This window comes from Nitrosococcus oceani ATCC 19707 (genome assembly GCF_000012805.1).
Taxonomy (GTDB): Bacteria; Pseudomonadota; Gammaproteobacteria; order Nitrosococcales; family Nitrosococcaceae; genus Nitrosococcus; species Nitrosococcus oceani.
This window is the reverse complement of sequence record NC_007484.1, coordinates 276,035-297,679: the sequence shown is the minus strand read 5'-3', so window position 1 is coordinate 297,679 and position 21,645 is coordinate 276,035. Positions and strand designations below refer to the sequence as shown.

The following is a 21,645-nucleotide window of genomic DNA, read 5'->3' as shown; positions in this document are numbered from 1 at the left end:
GAATGATGAAATCACTCCAGAATACAGCCCAACAACTGCGCCGCCTGGTTATCCGGATGACCACCGAGGCTGGCTCGGGCCATCCCACTTCCTGCCTCTCCTGCGCGGAAATTGTCGCTGCTTTATTTTTCCATGAAATGCGCTGGGACCCTAGCGATCCTAAAGCCCGTAATGTAGATACCTTTATCCTCTCCAAAGGCCATGCCGCCCCTATTCTATGGGCTGCCCTGTGGGAAGCGAAAGCCATCCATGAAGATCCCCTCTCCCTGCGTAAATTAGACAGCTCTCTGGAAGGCCACCCTACGCCTAACAACCCGTGGGTCAAGGTAGCTACCGGCTCGTTGGGCCAGGGTCTAGCGGCAGCCAATGGCATAGCGCTGGCCAATCGCTTGGACGGTATTGATGCCCGGATCTACTGCCTGCTTGGAGATGGGGAATGCTCGGAGGGTTCCGTTTGGGAAGCTGCTCAATTCGCTTCTTTAAACCACCTGTCCAATCTGGTAGCCATTGTGGATGTGAATGCCCTGGCTCAAAGCGGTCCTGCACCCTACCAACATGATATAGAGGTATTTAGCCGCCGTTTTCAATCCTTCGGCTGGGAAACCATCACCATTGATGGTCATGATCTGGGGGCTATCCTCAGTGCCCTGGAGCAAGCTAAAAAAACTGGACCGACGGCCATCATCGCCAAGACCGAGAAGGGGAAAGGAGTCTCCTTTCTGGAGGGAAAAGAGGGTTGGCATGGAAAACCCCTAAGCCAGGAAGAAATGGAAAAAGCCCTGGCGGAGCTCGGTGAAGACCAGGCTGTCGCTCCCCTGGAGCCTCGCCGTGTGGGCCACTACACGCCTCCTCCCCAACAAAAAAAACCAACGCCTGCGCTTGCTGTTGACTACGCCCTGGGGGATCAGGCTGCTACCCGTGATGGTTTTGGCAACGCGCTGAAAAAACTTGGCGAGCTCCTTCCCGAACTAGTAGTCCTGGATGGAGATGTCAAAAATTCCACCCGAACGGAATATTTCGCTGAAGCCTATCCCGATCGATTCTTTGAAAGTTATATCGCCGAACAAAATATGGCGGGTACCGCCCTCGGGCTGGCCGCCTATGGCAAAATTGCCTGCGCGACCAGTTTTGCCTGCTTCCTCAGCCGGGCCTATGATTTTATCCGGATGGCCGGTCATAGCCGGCCATCCCATCTCATTTTTTGCGGCAGCCATGCCGGTGTTTCCATTGGCAAGGACGGCCCCTCCCAGATGGGATTAGAAGATTTAGCCATGTTCCGGGCAGTCTCTGGCAGCACTATTTTGTATCCTTGCGATGGAGTCAGTGCCGAACGTTTGACCCAACAGGTAACCAAGGCTCAAGGTATCGTCTATATCCGCACGACCCGGGGCAAAACCCCAGTGATCTATGCCAATGACGAGGAATTCCCCGTCGGTGGCAGCAAAACCTTATGCGCTTCAAAAGAAGATAAGTTTACTATTATCGCAGCGGGGATCACCGTGCATGAAGCGCTTGCCGCCTACGAGGAACTTAAAAGTAAGGAAATCCTCGTGCGGATCATCGATGCCTATTCCATCAAACCTCTGGACCAAGAAACGCTTGCCAAAGCCGCCCATGAAACCCAAGGAATCATTACCGTCGAGGATCATTGGATCGACGGTGGTCTCGGTGATGCAGTGGCCGCCACCGTCAGTGCCCTCGCGCCAGTGCATAGACTTGCTATCACTGCGGAGCCCCGCTCCGGAAAGCCGGAAGAATTGTTAGAGCGATATGGAATTTCACAGCAGGCCATCACGCGGAAAATTCTGGAACTCATGGATTAAATCTTCTATACCTTACAGAACACATCAATTAGGTGTGGATGAATTCGCTCATTTAAGCATTCCAAATTTACCTAAATGATAGGAAGGGAGAAAAGAAATTATGAGCAAAAAATCAGGGATTATTACCCTTGCTAGCCTTTCCCTATTAATGGCTGGCTGTGGAGATTCGAGCCAAGTACCATCATCAAACCAGAACGACCGGACAAGCCAGGCGGAACAACCATCCCAGCACAGTGGCGGCAGCAATGGTAATAATAAGCACACGATGGATAAAAGCGAGCGAATGGAAATGCAGCAGCCTTCCTTCTCTCAGTTAGATTCCGATGGCAACGGTTCCATCAGCAAGGAGGAAGCCCAAGCATTTGAGGATCTAGCTTTATATTTCAAACAACTTGACCGGAATAAAGATAATAAAATCGATTCCGATGAGTTTCGTAACTTTAAGGCCATGCAGATGCGTAGTTTCGACCATGGCGGCGATAGTGGCGCGGAATATGGCGAGCATGGCGCCTTATCCACACAGAAAAATAAAAGTGCAACAACCCAAGAACAATAAAATAGATAGATCATGTCTAAAAATCTACGCCCGCTGCCGTTAAAAACGTCAGCGGGCGTAATTTAAAAATATATACTCTTAAACACAAATTTAGCAGGGTTTATTTTAATCCGTAGAGGCACTAATCACGCGGCCGCTAACAGCAATTCCGTCCATCAATGCCGCCACACTGGCTACCAAGATAGCCACGAGCGTGAGGGATGAGGGAATAAAGCCCACTAGGGCCAAAATTCCTAACACTACTACCGCAAACCCTAATACGACCTGGACCCCCATGGCTGTGCCCAAAGCCACATGAGCGATATGTTCCTCATGGCTATCTTCATGGCCGTCTAAAAGGAAGTTTAAATTTAGTGAACTGATAAATGAAATAGCTGCGCTGGTTAGCACCAAGCCTGCGCCCAACACAATGGCGGCGGAAGGCAAAAGCACCAGAGGTTCAGCGCCCAGAAGAACCAGAATGCCTAATACAATGGCGACGGTACCGGCAAGGCCCTCAGCGCCAAAGCCGGCGCTAAATTCTATTTTATCCCTAAATCTCTTTCGCGTCCTGGATATAATTGCGGGGTATTCAGCCACCAGCGTGCCCGCCTCGGACAACAAACCCACTCCCACGACTATGACCGCGATAGCCCCCATTGTCATCGGCGCCACGCCAGATAAGCCAATAATAGTTAGTGTAACGGCACCTATTCCAGCAATCGCTTCTGTTAAGGCGCCACCGACCAGCCCTCGCTTTAACCTCTCAGATGAAATTGATTGCGTGTGAGACTCGGTAGGCATTTGCTCAGAGGTAATGTTCATGCTGCTTGCTCCCTATTTGACAGAATTATTTCTTATATCGATGATCGATGGGAAATTCCCTTGGGCGGGGTATGCGCAGTGTAGGCACTTAGCATTCTGGCGCTCACCGCCGCGCCAGTTAGAAGTATGGAAGCGCCAATGGCAAGCATGGCCACGAGGGTTAAAATGAGGGGAACCCATCCTGCCAACGCCAAAATACCTAATACGATAGCCGCCAAACCGACTATAACCTGTACCCAGATGGCCCCTCTTAATGTCGTATGAGCCACCATTTCCGCTCTCCTATGGTTCTCGGGGATTTCAAGGCGCATGGAATTCAACAAGGCTTTAGCTCCCGTACTTAATAGCAAACATGCACCTAAGGTGATGACCGAAACAGGCAAAAGCACCAGGGGTTGTAGATTTAATAGGGAAAGAATCCCTAGCGTGATGACGGCAATTCCCGCCAGCATTTCCGCGCTGGCGCCACTGCCAAATTCCACTTTCCTCCAACGGTTTCGTCGGGTTTTGGACAGAATCTCGGAGTATTCGGCCGCCAAGGTGCCCGATTCAGATAATAAACCCGCCCCAATAACAATCGCCGCAATAGGGGTCATTAACAATGGTCCGATATGGACTAACCCAAGGATAGATAAAATAACCGCGGCAACCCCGCTGGCAGCCGCCGTAATAGCGCCCCCCACAAGGGCTCTCTCCAAACGTTTTTCTCGACTATGCATAGTAGCTGTAACCATAATCATCGCCCTCCCGCAGGCTAACGCTGCGAAACTAGAGTAAGTTAGTTAATCAATATAACGTTCAGTTCGTGAATGCCTCTAAGGAACAGGGACATGTAGTTTAAATAACTAGTTCATGATAGGGGGGCTGTCAAACCAATATAATTAATTTTTTTCCACCCCCTTTCCTACTGAGCAAAAATTGAAAAGCACAAACGGGTGGGGATAAAAGTCCTTTCTTTTCCGGCTTCAAAAGCCTGGGATGAGGGCGAATTTGACGCTGCACCGGTTACAAAGATAATGGTATCTGTCGGCAAGAATTCGAAACTGCTTCATGCGCCCGATGACAGGTTCGATGCGCACGCGGAAATGGGACAGGGCGGAGTAGTATTCTTTTTTTCTTTAGTCGGTTTTCCTTTTTTGAGTTTTTTAGGGAACGTTGAGGAAAGCGCGCTCTTCCTGATAGCCCCTATGTAAAATGGGTATCCATTTCAGGGGAAAAGGCCACTATCTCGCCGCTGTGCTCATCAGCCACGGGCGAAGGGCGTTATTAGGCGGAAATTCACTATTAAACTAAAATAGAGCGCATAATCCCTTTATCCCTGACGTGGGATATCGCTTTTCCTTTTTTAGGCATTGCTCCTATGGTCAATCCAGGCAAGTGCCCGATCAATGCGAGCTAGTGTTGTTGCTTGCCCCATCAATTCAAGAGTAACATCAATCGGTGGTGAAATAGGGCGTCCCATTATTGCAACCCGCAAGGGCTGAGCTAATTTACCCAATTTCAAATGATGACTCTCCACTGTTGCCAAGATGATTTCGTGAAGAGCGGGCGCTACCCAGGATTGGGCTTCCTTAAAACGCTCACGCAGATCCCGTAATGGTCCCAGCACGGAAGCATTAAGATGCTTACGGGCTGCTGTTTCTTCATAAGCTTCAAATTCACGATAAAATGGTGCGCTGTTATGGGCCATTTCTAGTAGCGTTTTTGATCGTTCTTGCTGAGCCTTAACGACGGCGGCTAAATCCGGCCCTTTAGAGGGATCTATTCCCAGCTGACCTAAGTGCCAGCTCAAATGATGAGCAATGTGTTCGGGGGCACTATTTTTGATATATTGCTGATTAAGCCAAAGCAGCTTCTCGGAGTTAAAAGTAGAAGCAGACTGATTGACGTCTTCAATGTCAAATAATTTGATCATTTCAGCCACGCTGAAAATTTCCTGATCTCCATGGGACCAACCCAAACGCACCAGATAGTTCAGTAATGCTTCGGGTAGATATCCCGCCTCCCGGTAATTCATAACACTGACGGCGCCATGGCGTTTTGATAGGCGCTGTCTGTCTGGCCCCAGGATCATAGGTACATGGGCATAAACCGGCGGTTCTTTGCCAAGCGCATAAAAAATGTTGCTCTGACGGGGGGTGTTATTGAGATGATCATCACCCCGAATGACATGAGTCATCCCCATATCCATGTCATCCACGACTACGGTCAGGTTATAAGTGGGAGTGCCATCCGTGCGGGCAAGTACTAAGTCATCCAATTCATTATTCTGGAAGATTACCATACCACGCACGAGATCCCGTATAACAACTCGCCCTTCCAGGGGAGACTTGAAACGAACCACGGGAGAAACGCCTTCCCGTGGAGAATGCCGTTCCCGACACCGTCCATCGTAACGAGGCTTTTCCTTACGCGCCATTTGCTCGGCCCGCATGCTTGCAAGTTCTTCTCGGGTGCAATAACAAAGGTAGGCGTGATTGGAAGCTAGTAATTGCTCAATGATCTCCCGGTAGCGGGAGAAACGATTGGTTTGATAGAAAGGCCCCTCATCGTACTCCAAACCTAACCAAGTCATTCCCTCAAGGATGGCATTGACCGACTCCATAGAAGACCGTTCTCGGTCCGTATCTTCTATACGTAAGATAAAACGGCCGCCATGTTTGCGTGCATAAAGCCAGGAAAAAAGGGCCGTACGGACACCTCCTACATGCAAATAGCCAGTAGGGCTAGGGGCAAAACGGGTACGAACTGTCATCGTAGAAGTTACCTGCTTTATGAAGTAAATGCCAAATACCTGCTGAGTATTTTAACAAGAGAATTTCCCTCCGGCTTGGAAAATCTTAACAAGGAACTTTCCCTCGGCAGAGATAACTAACCATCAACTGATGCTTCATAGCCCCCTGACCAGTGAATGCTCTGGCTTGAGAAAAACAGCCTTTCATAATGCCTAAATCTCTCTTCTCCATTAATTGAAAGCGCAAAAACTTAGGCCGTAAGGGGTATTACCTGTAGGATCATCATCCTCATGAAGATTGGGTTCTCCGTTTAAGTCAAATAAACAGATTGGAATAGTTGTATGGTAAACATCAAGAGCGCTTTGTTAAGTGTAACATTGATCCTGGCCTTAACCTTCTCTGCCATCACCATTGCCCAAACCCATATCATTAAGTCAATAGGAACGGCATTTAATCCGATAATAGTCTTTGCTGAACCCGGCGATACCATTACCTGGATCAACATGCCCGCTCATAATACTAAATCTATCAATGGCCTCATCCCCCAAGCAGCTAAACCTTGGCAGTCCCAGATGGGGCAAGATTTTAGCGTCACGCTGGAAGAAGAAGGCATTTACTTGTATGAATGTAACCCCCATCTTAGTTTTGGTATGGCGGGAGCCATCGTGGTTGGCGAGCCCAAAAATCTCGCCGAATTAGAAAAAAAGGTCAACTATACCCATGGTGCTATCCAGCGGGTTTTTCGGAAAACCAAAGAGGCTATTGCTACAACTGGGCAATAACTAAGATCTAGTTTATATTGTCTCGCTCCTTAACTCATTCACCGCTTTGCCTCTTCAATCTGGTTCGCAATCATGCCTCTTCACAGATATTTTAGAGCTTGCCTCATGGGGGGCAATTTCCAGCACAATTACTCTGTATCATAAGTTATTTCCCCCTTTGGAGTTTAGAGCTATTAGCTAACAAAACCGAACAGTTAGCAAATACCTTGCGCGATAGTCAAGAATTGCAAAGTTTGGCAAGTATGCGATAATTTTTTACCGATAGGCAGGAGTAATAAAAATGCGAATAGGAATTCCTAAAGAAATTCATAGAGGAGAGAAGCGGGTAGCAACTACCCCAGATACGGCGGAGCGCCTGCAAAAGCTAGGATTTTCGGTTGCATTGGAATCCGGCGCTGGCCTCAATGCTAATTTTTCCGATGCCGCTTACCGAGAAGCAGGGGCTGAAATCATTGAGGATACCCGTTCTTTATGGTCAACCTCGGATATCATCCTCAAAGTCCGTTCCCCGTCGATACATCCCGAATTGGGCATTGATGAAGTAGAGCTATTACAGGAAGGCGGTTACCTAATCAGCTTTATCTGGCCAGCTCAAAACAAGGAACTATTAGAACGCTTAGCGGCCAAAAAAAACACTGTTCTGGCCATGGACAGCGTGCCGCGAATCTCACGCGCGCAAAAACTTGACCCCCTAAGCTCAATGGCTAACATTGCGGGCTACCGCGCCGTTATCGAAGCTTCCCATCATTTTGGCCGCTTCTTCGCCGGACAAATCACTGCCGCTGGGAAAATCCCCCCAGCCAAGATTCTAGTCATTGGCGCAGGCGTAGCGGGACTTTCAGCCATCGGCACCGCCGCGGGATTAGGCGCCATAGTGCGGGCCTTTGATACCCGGCCTGAAGTTAAGGAGCAAGTCCAAAGCATGGGTGCCGAGTTTCTTGAACTCAAATTTGCGGAAGAGAGTGCTGGGGAAGGCGGCTACGCTAAGGAAATGACTCCGGAATTTATCCAAGCGGAAATGGATCTCTTTACCCAGCAAGCCAGAGAGGTGGATATTATCCTCACCACTGCCTTAATCCCCGGTAAAAAAGCGCCTGAGCTCATCACCGAAGAGATGGTGAAGTCCATGAAAGAGGGCAGTGTTATCGTTGACCTGGCAGCTGAACAAGGGGGGAATTGTGCTTTAACGACACCCGATGAAGTTGTCGTTAAACACGGTGTGACCATTATTGGTTATACGGATTTACCCAGCCGACTCTCGACCCAATCAAGCCAATTATATGCGACCAACTTGCGCCACTTGCTCGAAGAATTATGTCCTGAGAAAGATGGCACGATCCATTTGAATATGGAGGATGAAGTCATCCGGGGTCTTACCGTTATCAAAGAAGGGGAAATCACCTGGCCTCCGCCACCGCCCAGGATATCCGCCACACCTGCATCCCAACCAGCTAAACCACAGCCGGCGCCTGCTCCAGCAGAGGTAAAGGAGAAATCAAAGCTCTCCAAGGAGTGGCGAATCGCTATGATCATGGCCCTAGGCGGCCTTGGTTTATGGGGCCTGGGGACAGTGGCTCCCCCTTCTTTTATGACCCATTTTACCGTATTTGTATTAGCGTGCTTCGTAGGCTATCAAGTTATCTGGAATGTAACACCCTCTTTGCACACGCCGTTAATGAGCGTCACCAACGCTATCAGTAGCATTATCGTCATTGGGGCATTAATTCAAGTGTCTAAATCCGGCATTCTGATCGCGCTCCTTGCCGGAATTGCCATCTTGATCACCAGCATTAATATTGCTGGCGGTTTTCTCGTAACCCAGCGTATGCTGCGGATGTTCAGGAAATAGGAGGCCAATATAATGTCCCAAGGTTTAGTTACTATGGCCTATATTGGCGCAGCTATCCTATTCATTCTGAGCTTGGGTGGTCTGAGTCACCAAGAAACGGCCCGGCGCGGTAATATCTATGGGATGGTCGGCATGACCATCGCTATTCTCGCCACTATCCTCAGCGAGGCGGTGGCCGGCATCGGCGCCTATATACTGCTAACCATCACTATGGTTATTGGCGCTGTCGTAGGGGTTAAAGTGGCCCAGCAGGTCAAAATGACTCAAATGCCGGAGCTAGTGGCCATACTGCATAGTTTTGTGGGCCTTGCCGCTGTCCTGGTGGGCTATACCAATTTCATTGCTGCAGACAATCACCTTATTGGCGTTGAAAAAACCATTCATGACGTTGAAACTTATCTCGGCGTACTGATCGGCGCACTCACCTGTTCCGGTTCCGTCATCGCATTTGGTAAACTGAGTGGACGCATCAGCGGCAAGCCGTTGTTGCTACCTGCCCGCCACTGGTTGAATCTAGGGCTTTTGATTCTGGCAATCTGGCTAGGTAAAGCCTTTGTAGAGGCCGAATCGATGGGAGGTGGACTATTCTTCCTGTTTCTCATGACGGTGATTGCCCTGGGGTTTGGCGTTCATATGGTGATGACCATTGGTGGAGCAGACATGCCCGTGGTTATCTCCATGCTTAACAGCTATTCAGGATGGGCAGCGGCCGCTACTGGCTTCATGCTTGCAAATGATTTGCTCATCGTCACAGGTGCGCTGGTGGGCAGCAGTGGCGCTATCCTAAGCTATATCATGTGCCGGGCAATGAACCGCAATTTCATTAGCGTGATAATGGGAGGGTTCGGCACGGAAGGAGGCAGCGCTACCGCCCCCGTCGCTGGTGGTACGAGCGAAGTCAACGCCATTACCGCTGAAGAGACCACCCATCTCTTGGAAGCTGCTAAAAACATTATCATCGTTCCAGGCTATGGCATGGCGGTAGCCCATGCTCAGCATACCGTTTATGAAATCACCAAATTATTGCGCAAGCAAAATATTAACGTACGGTTTGCGATCCATCCCGTTGCCGGACGCATGCCGGGCCACATGAACGTGCTGCTTGCGGAGGCCAAGGTGCCCTATGACATCGTCCTAGAGATGGATGAAATTAACCAGGATTTTCCCAACACAGATGTGGTGATAGTGATTGGAGCCAACGATATCGTCAATCCTTCGGCCCAGGATAGCCCTGATAGTCCCATTGCAGGCATGCCGGTGCTTGAAGTATGGAAGGCAAAAACAACCATCGTGCTCAAACGAGGCATGGCTACAGGCTATGCTGGCGTAGATAATCCATTATTTTATAAAGAAAATAATAGGATGCTGTTCGGTGATGCCAAGGAAAGCCTGGATGCCGTGCTCTCCCATCTCCATAATGATATCCGGGAAGTTGCTTCTTATCAGGCCGTTACAAACTAGATTTCCCCTATCCTGGAGTCTCTTTCATAGGGGTTCTAACCGCCCCGATAATAACAGGATATTCAAACTTTGGAGGAATACAGGGATGTATTCTTCCCCCCAGCGAGCATGCCTGCTTGTGCGTGCCCGCACGCAGACAGGCGAAGTGAAAGCGCGAGAGCAGCCAACCAACGGAGGCCAAGGTCATCCCTTCGCCGAAGGCTGCGAGGAATGGCGAATTTGTCAGACGGATGAAATTTTGTAGGAACAGAATTGCTATCAGTCATGGCGAAACTCCAACGAGCGCCTTCTAGTAAGCTCGGAATTCGCTGTAATCAAGGGGGGTGGAACCAGCTCCACCCTATCCTCATTCTAGCCAATAGCGGGCGAGCGCTTGCTCAATCCGCAGCTGCAAGCGGATATCGGGTAGTAGTTGCCGATAACTACGGGGATAGAGAAACCCGCCAAGCCGCGCTTGCCTGGATACGGATTTTTTCTGGTGCTAATGTGGGACATTGGCGCCAAAAGATAGTGCGGTTTATTGAGGCGGAAAAATATCCAGTAGGCCTAATCTTCGGCAGCGGATTTGAAAACCGTCCTGACATCATGGAAGAATTGAGCCGTAGGGGAATATTGCTAGGGAATACGCCTCACTGTGTCCGCTTACTCAAAGATCCCCGCCGTTTTTTTCCATTGCTTGGGAAGCTTACGATTCCAGCACCAGAAGTCCAGCTTCAACTCCCCGATAATCCTCTAGGATGGCTATGCAAGGCTATTGGCGGCGCGGGTGGTCATCATATATTCCCGGCTACAATACCCAACATCCGTCGGCAACAGCTTTGGGTGCGCCAAGGGTGGACTACCGCTGCCCCTGTCCCTTACTATTATCAACGTAAACTGGAAGGACAGCCGGGATCAGTATTATTTCTTGCTAATGGCAAGGAAGTACAAATCCTCGGCTATCATTATCTATGGCTTGCCCCTACTCCTGCCATGCCTTACCGCTATGGCGGAATTGCTGCTCCCCTGAATTTGACTCCATCTGCTGGCGCCCTTTTACGAAACTATCTACAAGCAATTGTGACAGCCACAGGTCTGCGTGGTCTTAACGGTCTGGATTTTATCCATGGATCGCAGGGGATTCAGGTTCTAGAAATTAACCCTCGCCCCCCTGCTTCCCTGGATCTGTATCAAGATCGTTTTAGCCCCTTTGACGCCCATGTCAAAGCTTGCCTAGGTAGCTCTCTTCCCATACAGATAGCCCCCATAGCTGTTGCACGGGCCTTTTCCATCCTCTATTCTCCTCATCCGTGGCGAATACCCCCTAATATAGTCTGGCCAGCTTTTTGCACTGATCTCCCGGCTGAAAATACCCTAATTAAGCGGGAAGAACCCCTTTGCTCCATCCATGCCATGGCAACCAGCACCGAAACCTGTCAGCAGTTGATTCGACGGCGTCAAAATCAAGTGCTGGAATGGTTGACCTCATCGTTCTAATGCTTTTGTATTCCGGCATGTTAATGGTTGACTTCAAAAAAAACCGGCGGAAGCTTGCAGGTGATAAGACCAGCCTATCTCCCCATGCTCCGGATTGTCATCTTTAACAATAGCCACGGTTGGCATAGCAAACAGCTAGAAGCAGCCCTAGCGCCCCAGGGGGTTGCTATTATTCGTTCGAATTTGGCTCAATGCCGAATTGATCTGGATTCGCCCTCTGGACTTCACATCCCTGGCCTTGGGGGCGACCTACCGGATGCGGCAATAGTCCGTGGTATTGCCGCTGGGAGCTTCGAACAAATCACCTTGCGGTTAGATGTCTTGCACACTTTGGCTGAATTTGGGATTCCCGTATTGAATACCGCCTCCGCCATTGAACGCACGGTGGACAAAGCGCGGACTTCGCTGCTCCTGCGCCACAGAAGAGTTCCTACGCCACGGGCCTGGGCGTGCGAAGATTTAGCGCAAGCCCGCCATCTCAGCGCCCAGGCGCAGCGGGAAAAGCGCGAGCTTGTTCTTAAACCGTTATTTGGCTGTCAAGGGCAAGGCATTATCCGCATAGGCAAGCCTGCTGATCTAGAGGCTTGCGAACCTACGGGAGGTCTTTACTATCTACAAGAATTCATACGGCCGGCTCAGCCTAATATTTGGCAGGACTGGCGGGTCTTTGTAATCGGTCACCGTCCTATTGCGGCAATGGTTCGCCGTGGCCAAGGCTGGATCACCAACGTAGCGCGGGGCGCTCAATATTTTCCTGCCCCTTTAGAGAGAGAAATAGGCGCCTTAGCCTGTCAAGCAACCCAAGCTGTCGCGGTTGACTATGGCGGCGTGGACATCATCCAAACACCAGCACAAGGGTTTCAAGTGCTCGAGGTCAATAGCATCCCTTCCTGGAAAGCCCTGCAACAAACCACGGAAGTTAATATTGCTGGCGCGCTAGCAAAAAACCTATTGGAGCGACTACACTCCTCCTATTTTGCACACAGCGGTAGCTCGCAGAAAATTTAGCGGTAACTTGTCCCTATTAGAGGAGAGGAGGATTTTTATAACATCTGCTGCAATTCCGCAGGATTTAGGCTACCATCATGCAAGGCGCTCGCCAACAATACCCCTTCGACCCCCCATGCTGCGAGCTGCTTTAAATCCTCCAAACAACGGACTCCCCCTGCTGCCAACAAAGATATCCTCTTGCGGAGAGATCTTTGCCCTAACCGTTCCAATAGGGACCAATCCGGTCCTTGCTGGCTCCCTATTTGATCCAGACTCATGGCAATGACGGTCCCCGGCCACAATTCTGGTTGCCGATCCAATCCCGCGGGGCCAAGAAATGCTCCCCTCCGGTGGTCCATAGAGAGTGCTAGCTGTTCCGGCCACGAGCTTTGCAGCGCTTGCCAGGATTCTAAATCAGGTAGGGTTTCCGTTCCTACCACGGGCCGTGCAACCCCGAGCGCAAATAACTGGGCGACCGCTTCATGGCGGGCGGTTCCCCCATCTACCCATAATTCTAAATCAGGATAACTTCGCGCAATAGCGGCTATCATGAAATGATTATTGCCATCCCCCATAATAGCGTTTAAATCAGCAATATATAATTGTTGGAAGCGGCACCATTGCAGCAATCCGGCCACTACCTGTAAAGGCGAAGAATTAGGAGCAAAGGGGGAATTTAAAGGCAAGTAACTATCCCGTTGCCCGCCCCTAGCATGAACGACTACCCCACCCCATAAATCAAGCACCGGAAGGAGCTGCATTTTATAAATCCTTCTTACAATAAATATCCACTCAAAATGGCACTGAACAATGAAAATCCTCGTCTACGAACATATTACCAGCGGCGCGTTCTGTACAGAATCCTTACCCAGCCACTTGGCCAGGGAAGGCGATGCCATACTGCAAGCATTACTTTATGATTTAGCAAGAACGCAAGGCGTACAGTCCGTGATTCTCCGAGATTTTCGCCTAGATACGCCCCCTTACATTCACCGCTGCCATTATATTCGCAACTTGAATGATTTTCGCCGTTGCTGGCTCATTTCCTTAGACTATGTCGATGGGGTCTTACCCATTGCCCCCGAGAGCGATAACTTATTGGCTGAGATCCAGTCCTGGGTGCTCAAGGCGGGCAAACGTTTACTCGGCTGCCGCCCCGAGGCTACCGCTATTGTAACAAGCAAAACCCGGACAGCCAGGCATTTAGCAGCGGCAGGACTCGTTACTGCACCCACAGTCTGGCTCAAGGACTGGCAACCTGATACTTTCACGGAGAGCGCCTTGATCTGCAAGCCAGATGATGGCGCGGGATGTAGCAACCTTTTATATTTTGAGAATACAGCCGCATTATCTGCCTGGAAACAGCAGAGAGCTCCGGAAATTTGGGGAAAACAAATCGTTCAACCCTATATTTGGGGAACGGCTAGCAGCCTTTGTCTGCTTTGTGCTGATGGTGAAGCCCGGTTATTATGCGGGAATCGCCAAGGGCTCCGGATTACCGAAGGAACAATCCAGCTTACCAGTATTACGGTAAATGGGGTAAACTCTCAGGAATTTTATCCTCCCTCCTTCCAGGAAATTGCCGATATAATTGCCACGGCCCTCCCTGGTTTATGGGGTTTCGTTGGAGTGGATCTAGTCTTGAGTCCACAACCGGTAATCATAGAAATCAATCCCCGCTTAACAACGAGCTACATAGGGCTGCGGGAAGTTTACGGAATAAATCCGGGTACCTGGCTGCTTACTCTACTTAATAAAGGGATGAAAGCCGTGGAGTTACCGCCTCGCCCCTGTCAAAAGGTGACCGTTGCAACGGAGGAAGGAGATGCTATCCAGGCCACTCGCCATTAGCGGCTGGGACATCGGCGGCGCCCATCTCAAGGCCGCGCTGACTGATTCCCAAGGCCGAATTGCAGCCTGCATCCAATTACCCTGCCCCTTATGGCAGGGCCTGGAAAAGTTACAACAAGCTTTTAGTCAGATGCAGCTTGAACTTAAAAACAAGGATTGTTTAGCCGCAATTACCATGACGGGAGAACTGGCCGATTTGTTTAACGACCGGGATGAGGGGGTCATAAAGATACTGGAGTACGCTTCCCAGCACTTTCAGAATATACCGGTATATGTGTTCGCCGGAACCCAGGGGTTTATTTCCCTGGAACAGGCAGCAAAATATACTGAGGCTATCGCCTCCGCTAACTATCTCGCCACTAGCCAGCTAGCCGCACGTCACTGGAAGGAGGGTCTGTTCCTAGACATTGGCAGCACTACGAGTGACCTTATTCCCTGCAAGGATAGCATTCCATGCCCCCGAGGCAAAAATGATCAGGAGCGCCTCGCAAGCGGTGAGTTACTTTATAGTGGGGTAACCCGCACCCCCCTCATAGCCTTGGCACGACGGGCTCCCCTAGAGGGACAGTGGATACGGCTAGCAGCGGAATGGTTTGCAACCACGGCTGATGTTTACCATCTATTGGGCCGGCTCTCCCCAAGTGACGATCTTCATCCAAGCGCTGATAACCGGGGCAAACAACCACGAGATTGTGCCCGACGCCTGGCTCGAATGGTGGGAACGGATAGCAAACATTGGCCACTCCCAGCCTGGCAAGGGCTGGCAGCCTATTTTGCCGAGCAACAATGCCAGCAGCTTACTGACGCGGTTTTTCAGGTACTTTCGCGAGTAGATATCTCCCCAAAAGCTCCCCTAATCGGCGCAGGGATAGGGCGTTTCCTCGTTGCTGAATGTGCCCGGCGGCTTCGCCGGCCCTATGCCGATTTTTCCGAAGCCTTAGATATTCACCCGCCCATTCCCATAAGTGCTGACCACGCCCCAGCTGCTGCCCTTGCCCGGCTTGCCTGGGAGCAACTGCGAGATAAAATCCACTAGCTTAAAATGAAATATTCACCCCGCTACGCGGAACTGCCCTATTCCGAAGATTCGGCTCCCCTTTTCGAGGCAATCCGACAGGAACCCTGGGCCATATTTTTGGATAGTGGCTGGCCTGTCAATCAATCGGGGCGGTTCGACATCCTTGCGGCAGATCCCTTCATGACTTTCAGCTGCTGGGGATCTGAGACCACCATCCGCAAACGCCATGAGGCTTTTTCAAGCCTTGAAAACCCCTTTATCCTGTTGCAGTCCGAACTTCGCCGCTACACCCGCAATCCCTCCTCTATTTTTCCCGAACTCCCTTTAACCGGTGGCGCCATGGGTTATTTTGGCTATGATCTAGGACGGCGTATAGAGCAATTACCTACCCTTGCACTTGATATGGAAGGCATGCCGGAGATGGCGATTGGACTTTATGATTGGGTCATTGTCGTTGACCACCGCCAGCAGCGCAGCCTGTTAGTAGGGCAGGGCTATGATTATCGTACTTGGGAACGATGGGAAGCCCTACAATCCCATCTTAGCCAGTGTCATGACTCAGCACCATCGCAAACGACTTTTCGCTTATGGGAACCAATCGAGTCCAATCTGAAACAGAAAGACTATCAACAGGCGTTTACAAGTATCCAACATTATATTCGTGAGGGAGATTGCTATCAGGTCAACTTGGCACAACGTTTTGAAGCCCTTGCCCAAGGCGATCCCTGGGCGCTCTATCGTCGCTTACGCTTGCTCAATGCCGCTCCCTTCAGCGCCTACTTCGCTATCCCCGAAGGGGCCGTGCTAAGCACCTCGCCAGAACGATTCTTACGCACCAACGCAGGCGGAGTGGAAAGTCATCCTATCAAGGGCACCCGGCCCCGAAATCCCGATCCGATAGCGGATCGGAAGCTTGCCCTGGAGCTTCAAAACAGCCCTAAAGATCGGGCGGAAAATGTGATGATCGTTGATCTTCTGCGCAACGATCTAGGCCGGGTATGCCTCCCAGGCGCAATCCATGTTCCCAGACTCTGTGCCATCGAGTCCTTTGCTACCGTCCACCATCTAGTGAGCACCATACGCGGCCGGCTTACCCCCGGACGAGATTCTATTGATCTACTCCAGGCTTGCTTTCCTGGAGGGTCTGTTACCGGTGCTCCCAAAGTACGCGCCATGGAAATTATCGAGGAATTAGAACCCCATCGCCGTGGAGTCTATTGCGGCAGCTTGGGCTACATTGGTTTTGATGGCAATATGGATACTAATATTGCTATCCGCACCCTGGTTTACAGCCAAAGCTATTTGCGCTTCTGGGCAGGCGGGGGAATCGTCGCCGACTCGGTGGAGGAAGTTGAATACCAGGAAACCCTAGATAAAGCGGCAGCTATTTTACAGGCTTTGAGCGAATATACTGCTCCAGTATCTAATAGAGTCCCATAAATGCAGGTGATTAAAATTGGTGGCAGCCTCTATGAAAGCCGCTGCCTACCTAGGTGGCTTCATCAACTCGCCACCTTGGAGGCAGGAAAAGCCATTATCGTACCAGGTGGCGGACCCTTCGCTAACCAAGTACGTCATGCTCAAAAGTGCTGGGGGATATCCGATGCCTGTGCCCATACCATGGCCTTACTTGCTATGGAACAGTTTGGTTATTTACTGCAGGGCCTGGAACCTACGCTTCGTCTCGCTGCTAGCCCCAAAGAAATTAAAGAAGTAGTAAGCCAGCAGCAAATTCCCATTTGGTTACCTGCAACCGAATTATTGGATCAACCTGAGATCCCCAAGAATTGGGAGGTTACCTCTGACAGTCTAGCTGCCTGGCTTAGCAGCAAGCTAAAAGCCAGCCGTCTAGTATTGATCAAAAAAGTGCGGCTATCCGAACCGGTTATTAGCGTCCATTCCCTTGTCACCCGGGGAATCGTTGATGCCGCTTTCCCCCGTTTTCTTCACTCTATTACCATTCCCTGTTATTGCATTACCGCCGATAATTACCCGCAAATCGCTCTGAAGGGTATCGTCAATATGGGAACCCGAATCTCTCCGGATTAATAGCTTCACCTAGCACCCTGGTGATCGCAAAAAAAACCGTAGCTAAGCGCAAGACGGACTTATAGACTATCTCAAAAAACTCAAAAGAATCCGTTGTTATAGGAAGGCCAAGCGAATTTTAGTCAAACGGTGGCCTTGTCTATTGTGGCTTCGAGCAAATCAGAATCAAAACCATCGGTGACGACAGCTTGTCCCAGCTGCCTTAGTAAGACTAGGCGTAAACATCCATCAATGACTTTTTTATCTACTGCCATCAACTCCAGGAAACGAGCCTTATGGATGGCTTCGGGAGAATGCCGGGGAAGGCCCGCCCGCTCCAGTAAATTGAGCACCCGGCCTACTTCCGTGGCCGACAGCCATCCCAACCGCTGCGATAAATCCGCCGCCATTGCCATCCCCGCCGCAACGGCCTCGCCATGTAGCCAGGCACCATAGCCCAGCCCTGTTTCAATGGCATGGCCAAAAGTATGGCCTAGATTGAGAATCGCCCGCACCCCTGATTCCCGTTCATCGGCGGCGACTATCTCGGCTTTATTACGACAAGATCGTTCAATGGCATGGATCAATGCTGAAGGCTCTCGCGCCAATACTTCGCTGGCATGCTCCTCTAGCCAGGTAAAGAAGTCGATATCTCTGATAAGGCCGTATTTTATGACTTCAGCTAATCCCGCCCGCAGCTGCCGCTCATCAAGAGTATCGAGAGTATCTGTATCCGCTAAAACGCAGCGAGGCTGGTAAAAGGCCCCGATCATATTCTTGCCTAGAGGATGATTCACCGCTGTTTTTCCCCCAACAGAGGAATCTACCTGCGCTAACAAGGTGGTGGGAACCTGAATATAAGCGACTCCCCGTTGGTAACAGGCAGCGGCAAAGCCTGCCATATCACCGATTACTCCCCCACCTAATGCAATCACCGTGCAATGCCGGGAGAAGGGCACTTTAAGCAGATCATCAAAGATTTGCTGCAGCACTGCCAAAGTCTTATGCTGCTCGCCGTCAGGTAAAATGATTTCGGCACATCGATAATCTTTGAGGCCCTTCAAGAGAGTATCTAAATATAATGGAGCCACCGTCTCATTAGTGACTACCATGACTTCAGATCCCACGATATGTTTTGCTAAAAGGGAATTTTGTTTTAGTAGGCCGCTGCCAATATAGATAGGATAGCTACGCTCTTGAAGATCGACTTGTACTGTAATCATAAAACGACTAAGCTCCATAGCTTTTAAAAGCTAAAGCTAGCTTTTTAAGCACCTTTATTACTTTTAACATGCACGAAAGATTTTCTCTGGGGAGCACCGCCTTTATACTGTCTAAGTTGCCTGAGTACCTCATTCGCAACCGCCTTAACAGGTTGTTTACCGGTTTTAATGATAACATCCGCCACCTCCCGATAGAGGGGATCACGTTCTTTAAGCAAGCACTTCAAGCGTTCTAACGGATTTCCTGTCCGCAATAAAGGGCGATTGTTATCATGCGAGGTGCGACGATACAGCTGCTTTGGCGGCGCATATAAATAAACGACGATTCCCCGCTGAGATAATTCCCGCCGATTCTCGGCGGCAAGTACAGCCCCCCCTCCGGTAGCCAATACAATATTGTTTAGTTGGACAAGCTCAGCAATAATCTTACATTCGCGTTGCCGAAAACCACTTTCCCCCTCAATTTCAAAAATAACGGGAATGCTAACCCCGGTACGGGATTCAATTTCACGATCGCTATCATAAAAGTTCTTACCCGTTATCCTAGCTAGATACCGGCCAATGGTCGTTTTACCGGACCCCATGGGACCCACAAGGAAAATATTAAAATTAAGCATGGCCGTTTAATAAAGCCCTATTCACCCCTGCTAGATAGATTTGCCCTCCGGTGCAACGTCCCTGCACACGCGGGTAACCGTCCCTCTTTGCATGGGAATAACCCTATGCCTGTGAAATAGGCTGCTCGTACAAAGCGATACAGATCCCAAGGCGAAAATTTACCGGGATACTTTGTATAAAGACTGACACTTCCCATCCTAAGCGCTTTTTAGTAAAAGACATAATAACAAGTGAGTTATTGTACCGTAGCAACGATAAAAACGAAAAAGCTGGATTTTTATAAAAATCCAGCTTTTTCGTTTAAGCATAAAAGTTTCTAGCGAATTACAGTCTTGCTCCCTCCTTGATAATCTTGGGGGTCACAAATATAAGCAGTTCTCTTTTGTTGTTAAACTCTGATTTATCGCGAAATAAGATTCCCGCATACGGTAAATCTCCAAGAAAAGGTATCCGCCGAACCGCCCGATTCTTCTCTTGCTCGTAAATTCCGCCGAGCACAACTGTTTGACCGTTATTTACCAACACCTGAGTGGCGACCTTACGGGTATTAATACTCGGCACCCCGTTAAACACTTTACCTACGCTATCCTTCGTTACACCGAGATCCATAATGATCCTGTCATCAGGGGTAATTTGAGGAGTCACCGTTAAGCTAAGCACTGCCTTTTTAAAAGATACAGAGGTAGCCCCGCTAGAGGAAGCCCGCTGATAGGGAATTTCGGTACCCTGCTCAATTATGGCTTCTTTTTGATTAGAGGTAATAACCCGCGGGTTAGAAATTACTTCGCCGCGCCCTTCCGCCTGAAGCGCTGAAAGCTCTAATTCTAGTAAAGCGCCTAGGGGCAGATTCGTCAAAGCAAGGGCAATCTTCGCTGCGTCCTTTTTGGTCACAGGAAAATTGACATTTAGCCGATCCTGAAGCTCCAGAGTTTCCCGATTGATAATCTGAGTCGTACCATTCAATGAACCTGAAGTCGTTGCTTGATCGAAAGTCCCACTAGTGTCTCCTCGTCCGCTCAAACCAAAACGAACGCCTAAATCTCTACTAAAATCGCTACTTGCAATAACCACACGAGATTCAATAAGCACTTGCCGTACTGGAATATCCAAGCTAGCAACTAGCTTTCGAAGCGCAGCAAGCCTATCTGCCGTATCCATAACCAATAGAGTATTGGTCCGTTCATCGAACGTCGCATGACCCCGTGGCGACAAAAGAGAGTTTTCCTCCGATTGAATAAGCGCAGCAAGATTGCTAGCCTTGGCAAAATTAACCTGGATAAACTCAGAGCCTAGGGGCGCTAGTTCTTCCACCTGTTTTCTGGCTTCCAACTCCAACTTTTCACGGTCGGCAATCTCTTGGCTCGGCGCGACCAAAACGACGTTACCCATACGGCGCATAGCTAACCCCTTGGTTCTCAAAATAATATCCAGGGCTTGATCCCAGGGTACATTTTTAAGCCGCAACGTCACACTCCCTTGTACCGTATCACTTGCCACCAGGTTAAGACCCGTGAAATCGGCAATCAACTGCAATACGGATCGAACTTCAATGCTCTGGAAATTCAGGGAAAGTTTTTCGCCCACATAACCGAATTCTTTTTTCCTAGCTAATTCCTTTTCCTTTTTAGTAAGCGGTTTAAGCTCGACAACCAGCGTATCGTCAGACTGATAAGAAAGATACTCATGTTCAACATTTGCCGGAGTAATCACCATACGAACATTCTGATTCTTGGTAAAAGTATCGACGAGTTTAACCGGCGTCGCAAAGTCCAAAACATCGAGACGCCGCTCAAGCTCATTGGGTAGCGCCGTATTAATAAAATCAACAATAATACGTTTCCCCTCCTCTCGGATATCCACTGGGGTCCGGATATCTGAGAGGGATACAATAACCCGGCCTTCACCGGCTTCGCCTCGCCGAAAGTCGATATTTTTGATTAAATGACGTCCAGTAGGAGCAGCGCCACTTTTTTCAGCCGAGGCGGCAGCAGGAAAACCGTTCACGGTAACATAAACGAAGTTTTTATCCACTCGAGTTTCAAAAGGTACGCTCTGAACTAAATTAACGACAACCCGGGTGCGATCAGCTGCCTCTACCATAGTGACACTGCGCGTCATCCCTGCTCCAATCACCTGGGACTGACGCACTGTACCAATTTTGACCCTGGGGAAATCTAGTACGATGCGAGCAGGGTCATCAATTGCAAAAAATGTAGGCTCAGCAACAGGCGCTGAGAACTCCAACCGAAGTTGAACACCCTCACCGGGTAAAGATGAGTATTCAATGCCCTGCAATTTGGTAGCGGCAAAGGTTATACAGGGCAGCCAACACAGAAGCAGCAACCCTATCAAGGCAGGCAGGAAACAGCGTTCTCTGTACGCTTTCCTCGAATCATGTGGAACGATTTTATGCGCCGGCTTCATTGGCTTC

20 protein-coding genes are annotated in these 21,645 nt (G+C 49.8%); 13 read left to right on the top strand and 7 right to left on the bottom strand.

What is annotated here, in order from left to right; translation table 11 throughout:
- Positions 1 to 2 precede the first annotated feature (2 nt).
- Both NOC_RS01570 and NOC_RS16390 read left to right on the top strand, forming a co-directional pair.
- Positions 3 to 1,823 carry a transketolase gene (locus tag NOC_RS01570; protein ID WP_002813982.1) on the top strand — a complete coding sequence of 607 codons (1,821 nt, stop codon included), beginning with the start codon at positions 3 to 5 and terminating at the stop codon, positions 1,821 to 1,823.
- A gap of 100 nt (positions 1,824 to 1,923) precedes the next feature.
- Positions 1,924 to 2,379 (top strand): EF-hand domain-containing protein, encoded by a 456-nt coding sequence (locus NOC_RS16390; protein WP_002812967.1) that lies wholly within the window; start codon positions 1,924 to 1,926, stop codon positions 2,377 to 2,379.
- A 105-nt stretch (positions 2,380 to 2,484) separates the two neighbouring features.
- Here NOC_RS16390 and NOC_RS01560 read toward each other — a convergent pair whose 3' ends face one another.
- Complete coding sequence (locus NOC_RS01560; protein ID WP_002812120.1) at positions 2,485 to 3,183, bottom strand: hypothetical protein; 699 nt, start codon at positions 3,181 to 3,183, stop codon at positions 2,485 to 2,487.
- Between the two features lie 32 nt (positions 3,184 to 3,215).
- Complete coding sequence (locus NOC_RS01555; protein WP_011330280.1) at positions 3,216 to 3,917, bottom strand: hypothetical protein; 702 nt, start codon at positions 3,915 to 3,917, stop codon at positions 3,216 to 3,218.
- A gap of 201 nt (positions 3,918 to 4,118) precedes the next feature.
- Here NOC_RS01555 and NOC_RS01550 point away from each other — a divergent pair, with 201 nt between their 5' ends.
- The gene (locus NOC_RS01550; protein WP_036497854.1) at positions 4,119 to 4,376 is read left to right on the top strand and encodes a hypothetical protein; all 258 of its coding nucleotides are present in this window, start codon (positions 4,119 to 4,121) and stop codon (positions 4,374 to 4,376) included.
- 152 nt (positions 4,377 to 4,528) lie between these two features.
- Here NOC_RS01550 and gltX read toward each other — a convergent pair whose 3' ends face one another.
- Positions 4,529 to 5,938 (bottom strand): glutamate--tRNA ligase, encoded by a 1,410-nt coding sequence (gltX, locus tag NOC_RS01545; RefSeq protein WP_002812825.1) that lies wholly within the window; start codon positions 5,936 to 5,938, stop codon positions 4,529 to 4,531.
- Positions 5,939 to 6,259: 321 nt separating this feature from the next.
- Here gltX and NOC_RS01540 point away from each other — a divergent pair, with 321 nt between their 5' ends.
- The 6 genes from NOC_RS01540 to NOC_RS01520 all read left to right on the top strand — a co-directional run bounded on the left by NOC_RS01540 (position 6,260) and on the right by NOC_RS01520 (position 12,494).
- Positions 6,260 to 6,700 carry a pseudoazurin gene (locus tag NOC_RS01540; protein ID WP_002811946.1) on the top strand — a complete coding sequence of 147 codons (441 nt, stop codon included), beginning with the start codon at positions 6,260 to 6,262 and terminating at the stop codon, positions 6,698 to 6,700.
- A gap of 280 nt (positions 6,701 to 6,980) precedes the next feature.
- Entirely contained in the window at positions 6,981 to 8,549 is a 1,569-nt protein-coding gene (locus tag NOC_RS01535) for a Re/Si-specific NAD(P)(+) transhydrogenase subunit alpha (RefSeq protein WP_002812446.1), read from the top strand.
- 12 nt (positions 8,550 to 8,561) lie between these two features.
- Positions 8,562 to 10,010: a Re/Si-specific NAD(P)(+) transhydrogenase subunit beta gene (gene pntB, locus NOC_RS01530; RefSeq protein ID WP_002813383.1), complete on the top strand. Its 1,449-nt coding sequence runs from the start codon at positions 8,562 to 8,564 to the stop codon at positions 10,008 to 10,010.
- 85 nt (positions 10,011 to 10,095) lie between these two features.
- The gene (locus NOC_RS17195) at positions 10,096 to 10,254 is read left to right on the top strand and encodes a hypothetical protein (RefSeq protein ID WP_002813928.1); all 159 of its coding nucleotides are present in this window, start codon (positions 10,096 to 10,098) and stop codon (positions 10,252 to 10,254) included.
- A 20-nt stretch (positions 10,255 to 10,274) separates the two neighbouring features.
- The gene (locus NOC_RS01525; protein WP_002812549.1) at positions 10,275 to 11,486 is read left to right on the top strand and encodes an ATP-grasp domain-containing protein; all 1,212 of its coding nucleotides are present in this window, start codon (positions 10,275 to 10,277) and stop codon (positions 11,484 to 11,486) included.
- A gap of 60 nt (positions 11,487 to 11,546) precedes the next feature.
- Entirely contained in the window at positions 11,547 to 12,494 is a 948-nt protein-coding gene (locus NOC_RS01520) for a RimK family alpha-L-glutamate ligase (protein ID WP_231561387.1), read from the top strand.
- 35 nt (positions 12,495 to 12,529) lie between these two features.
- Here the strand turns inward: NOC_RS01520 and NOC_RS01515 are convergent, their stop codons facing one another.
- Positions 12,530 to 13,237 carry a HisA/HisF-related TIM barrel protein gene (locus tag NOC_RS01515; RefSeq protein ID WP_002812580.1) on the bottom strand — a complete coding sequence of 236 codons (708 nt, stop codon included), beginning with the start codon at positions 13,235 to 13,237 and terminating at the stop codon, positions 12,530 to 12,532.
- 49 nt (positions 13,238 to 13,286) lie between these two features.
- On the opposite strand from NOC_RS01515, the gene NOC_RS01510 reads away from it, so the two are divergent.
- The 4 genes from NOC_RS01510 to NOC_RS01495 are packed head-to-tail and all read left to right on the top strand — an operon-like array spanning position 13,287 to position 17,394.
- Positions 13,287 to 14,327, top strand: coding sequence for an ATP-grasp domain-containing protein (locus NOC_RS01510; RefSeq protein ID WP_011330278.1), 1,041 nt, complete (start codon positions 13,287 to 13,289; stop codon positions 14,325 to 14,327).
- Positions 14,302 to 15,363: a hydantoinase/oxoprolinase family protein gene (locus tag NOC_RS01505; protein WP_002813371.1), complete on the top strand. Its 1,062-nt coding sequence runs from the start codon at positions 14,302 to 14,304 to the stop codon at positions 15,361 to 15,363. The genes NOC_RS01510 and NOC_RS01505 overlap by 26 nt, the downstream gene beginning before the upstream one ends.
- Positions 15,364 to 15,369: 6 nt before the next feature.
- Positions 15,370 to 16,785, top strand: coding sequence for an aminodeoxychorismate synthase component I (gene pabB, locus NOC_RS01500; protein WP_002813459.1), 1,416 nt, complete (start codon positions 15,370 to 15,372; stop codon positions 16,783 to 16,785).
- On the top strand, positions 16,786 to 17,394 hold the full coding sequence (locus tag NOC_RS01495) for an amino acid kinase (protein WP_011330277.1): 609 nt from the start codon (positions 16,786 to 16,788) through the stop codon (positions 17,392 to 17,394).
- A 122-nt stretch (positions 17,395 to 17,516) separates the two neighbouring features.
- On the opposite strand, the gene aroB is transcribed toward NOC_RS01495, so the two are convergent.
- From aroB to pilQ, 3 genes are all read right to left on the bottom strand, one after another.
- Complete coding sequence (gene aroB, locus NOC_RS01490) at positions 17,517 to 18,596, bottom strand: 3-dehydroquinate synthase (RefSeq protein ID WP_011330276.1); 1,080 nt, start codon at positions 18,594 to 18,596, stop codon at positions 17,517 to 17,519.
- Positions 18,597 to 18,640: 44 nt separating this feature from the next.
- On the bottom strand, positions 18,641 to 19,213 hold the full coding sequence (gene aroK, locus NOC_RS01485) for a shikimate kinase AroK (RefSeq protein ID WP_002814231.1): 573 nt from the start codon (positions 19,211 to 19,213) through the stop codon (positions 18,641 to 18,643).
- 325 nt (positions 19,214 to 19,538) lie between these two features.
- The gene (gene pilQ / locus NOC_RS01480) at positions 19,539 to 21,638 is read right to left on the bottom strand and encodes a type IV pilus secretin PilQ (protein ID WP_002812937.1); all 2,100 of its coding nucleotides are present in this window, start codon (positions 21,636 to 21,638) and stop codon (positions 19,539 to 19,541) included.
- Positions 21,639 to 21,645: the final 7 nt, after the last annotated feature.

Excerpts from the sequence above, each read along its gene's own strand:
- NOC_RS01570 (WP_002813982.1), top strand. The coding sequence starts at position 3 with ATGATGAAATCACTCCAGAATACAGCCCAACAACTGCGCCGCCTGGTT.
- NOC_RS16390 (WP_002812967.1), top strand. The coding sequence starts at position 1,924 with ATGAGCAAAAAATCAGGGATTATTACCCTTGCTAGCCTTTCCCTATTA.
- NOC_RS01560 (WP_002812120.1), bottom strand. The coding sequence starts at position 3,183 with ATGAACATTACCTCTGAGCAAATGCCTACCGAGTCTCACACGCAATCA.
- NOC_RS01555 (WP_011330280.1), bottom strand. The coding sequence starts at position 3,917 with ATGGTTACAGCTACTATGCATAGTCGAGAAAAACGTTTGGAGAGAGCC.
- gltX (WP_002812825.1), bottom strand. The coding sequence starts at position 5,938 with ATGACAGTTCGTACCCGTTTTGCCCCTAGCCCTACTGGCTATTTGCAT.
- NOC_RS01540 (WP_002811946.1), top strand. The coding sequence starts at position 6,260 with ATGGTAAACATCAAGAGCGCTTTGTTAAGTGTAACATTGATCCTGGCC.
- NOC_RS01535 (WP_002812446.1), top strand. The coding sequence starts at position 6,981 with ATGCGAATAGGAATTCCTAAAGAAATTCATAGAGGAGAGAAGCGGGTA.
- pntB (WP_002813383.1), top strand. The coding sequence starts at position 8,562 with ATGTCCCAAGGTTTAGTTACTATGGCCTATATTGGCGCAGCTATCCTA.
- NOC_RS17195 (WP_002813928.1), top strand. The coding sequence starts at position 10,096 with ATGTATTCTTCCCCCCAGCGAGCATGCCTGCTTGTGCGTGCCCGCACG.
- NOC_RS01525 (WP_002812549.1), top strand. The coding sequence starts at position 10,275 with ATGGCGAAACTCCAACGAGCGCCTTCTAGTAAGCTCGGAATTCGCTGT.
- NOC_RS01515 (WP_002812580.1), bottom strand. The coding sequence starts at position 13,237 with ATGCAGCTCCTTCCGGTGCTTGATTTATGGGGTGGGGTAGTCGTTCAT.
- NOC_RS01510 (WP_011330278.1), top strand. The coding sequence starts at position 13,287 with ATGAAAATCCTCGTCTACGAACATATTACCAGCGGCGCGTTCTGTACA.
- NOC_RS01505 (WP_002813371.1), top strand. The coding sequence starts at position 14,302 with ATGCTATCCAGGCCACTCGCCATTAGCGGCTGGGACATCGGCGGCGCC.
- pabB (WP_002813459.1), top strand. The coding sequence starts at position 15,370 with ATGAAATATTCACCCCGCTACGCGGAACTGCCCTATTCCGAAGATTCG.
- NOC_RS01495 (WP_011330277.1), top strand. The coding sequence starts at position 16,786 with ATGCAGGTGATTAAAATTGGTGGCAGCCTCTATGAAAGCCGCTGCCTA.
- aroB (WP_011330276.1), bottom strand. The coding sequence starts at position 18,596 with ATGATTACAGTACAAGTCGATCTTCAAGAGCGTAGCTATCCTATCTAT.
- aroK (WP_002814231.1), bottom strand. The coding sequence starts at position 19,213 with ATGCTTAATTTTAATATTTTCCTTGTGGGTCCCATGGGGTCCGGTAAA.
- pilQ (WP_002812937.1), bottom strand. The coding sequence starts at position 21,638 with ATGAAGCCGGCGCATAAAATCGTTCCACATGATTCGAGGAAAGCGTAC.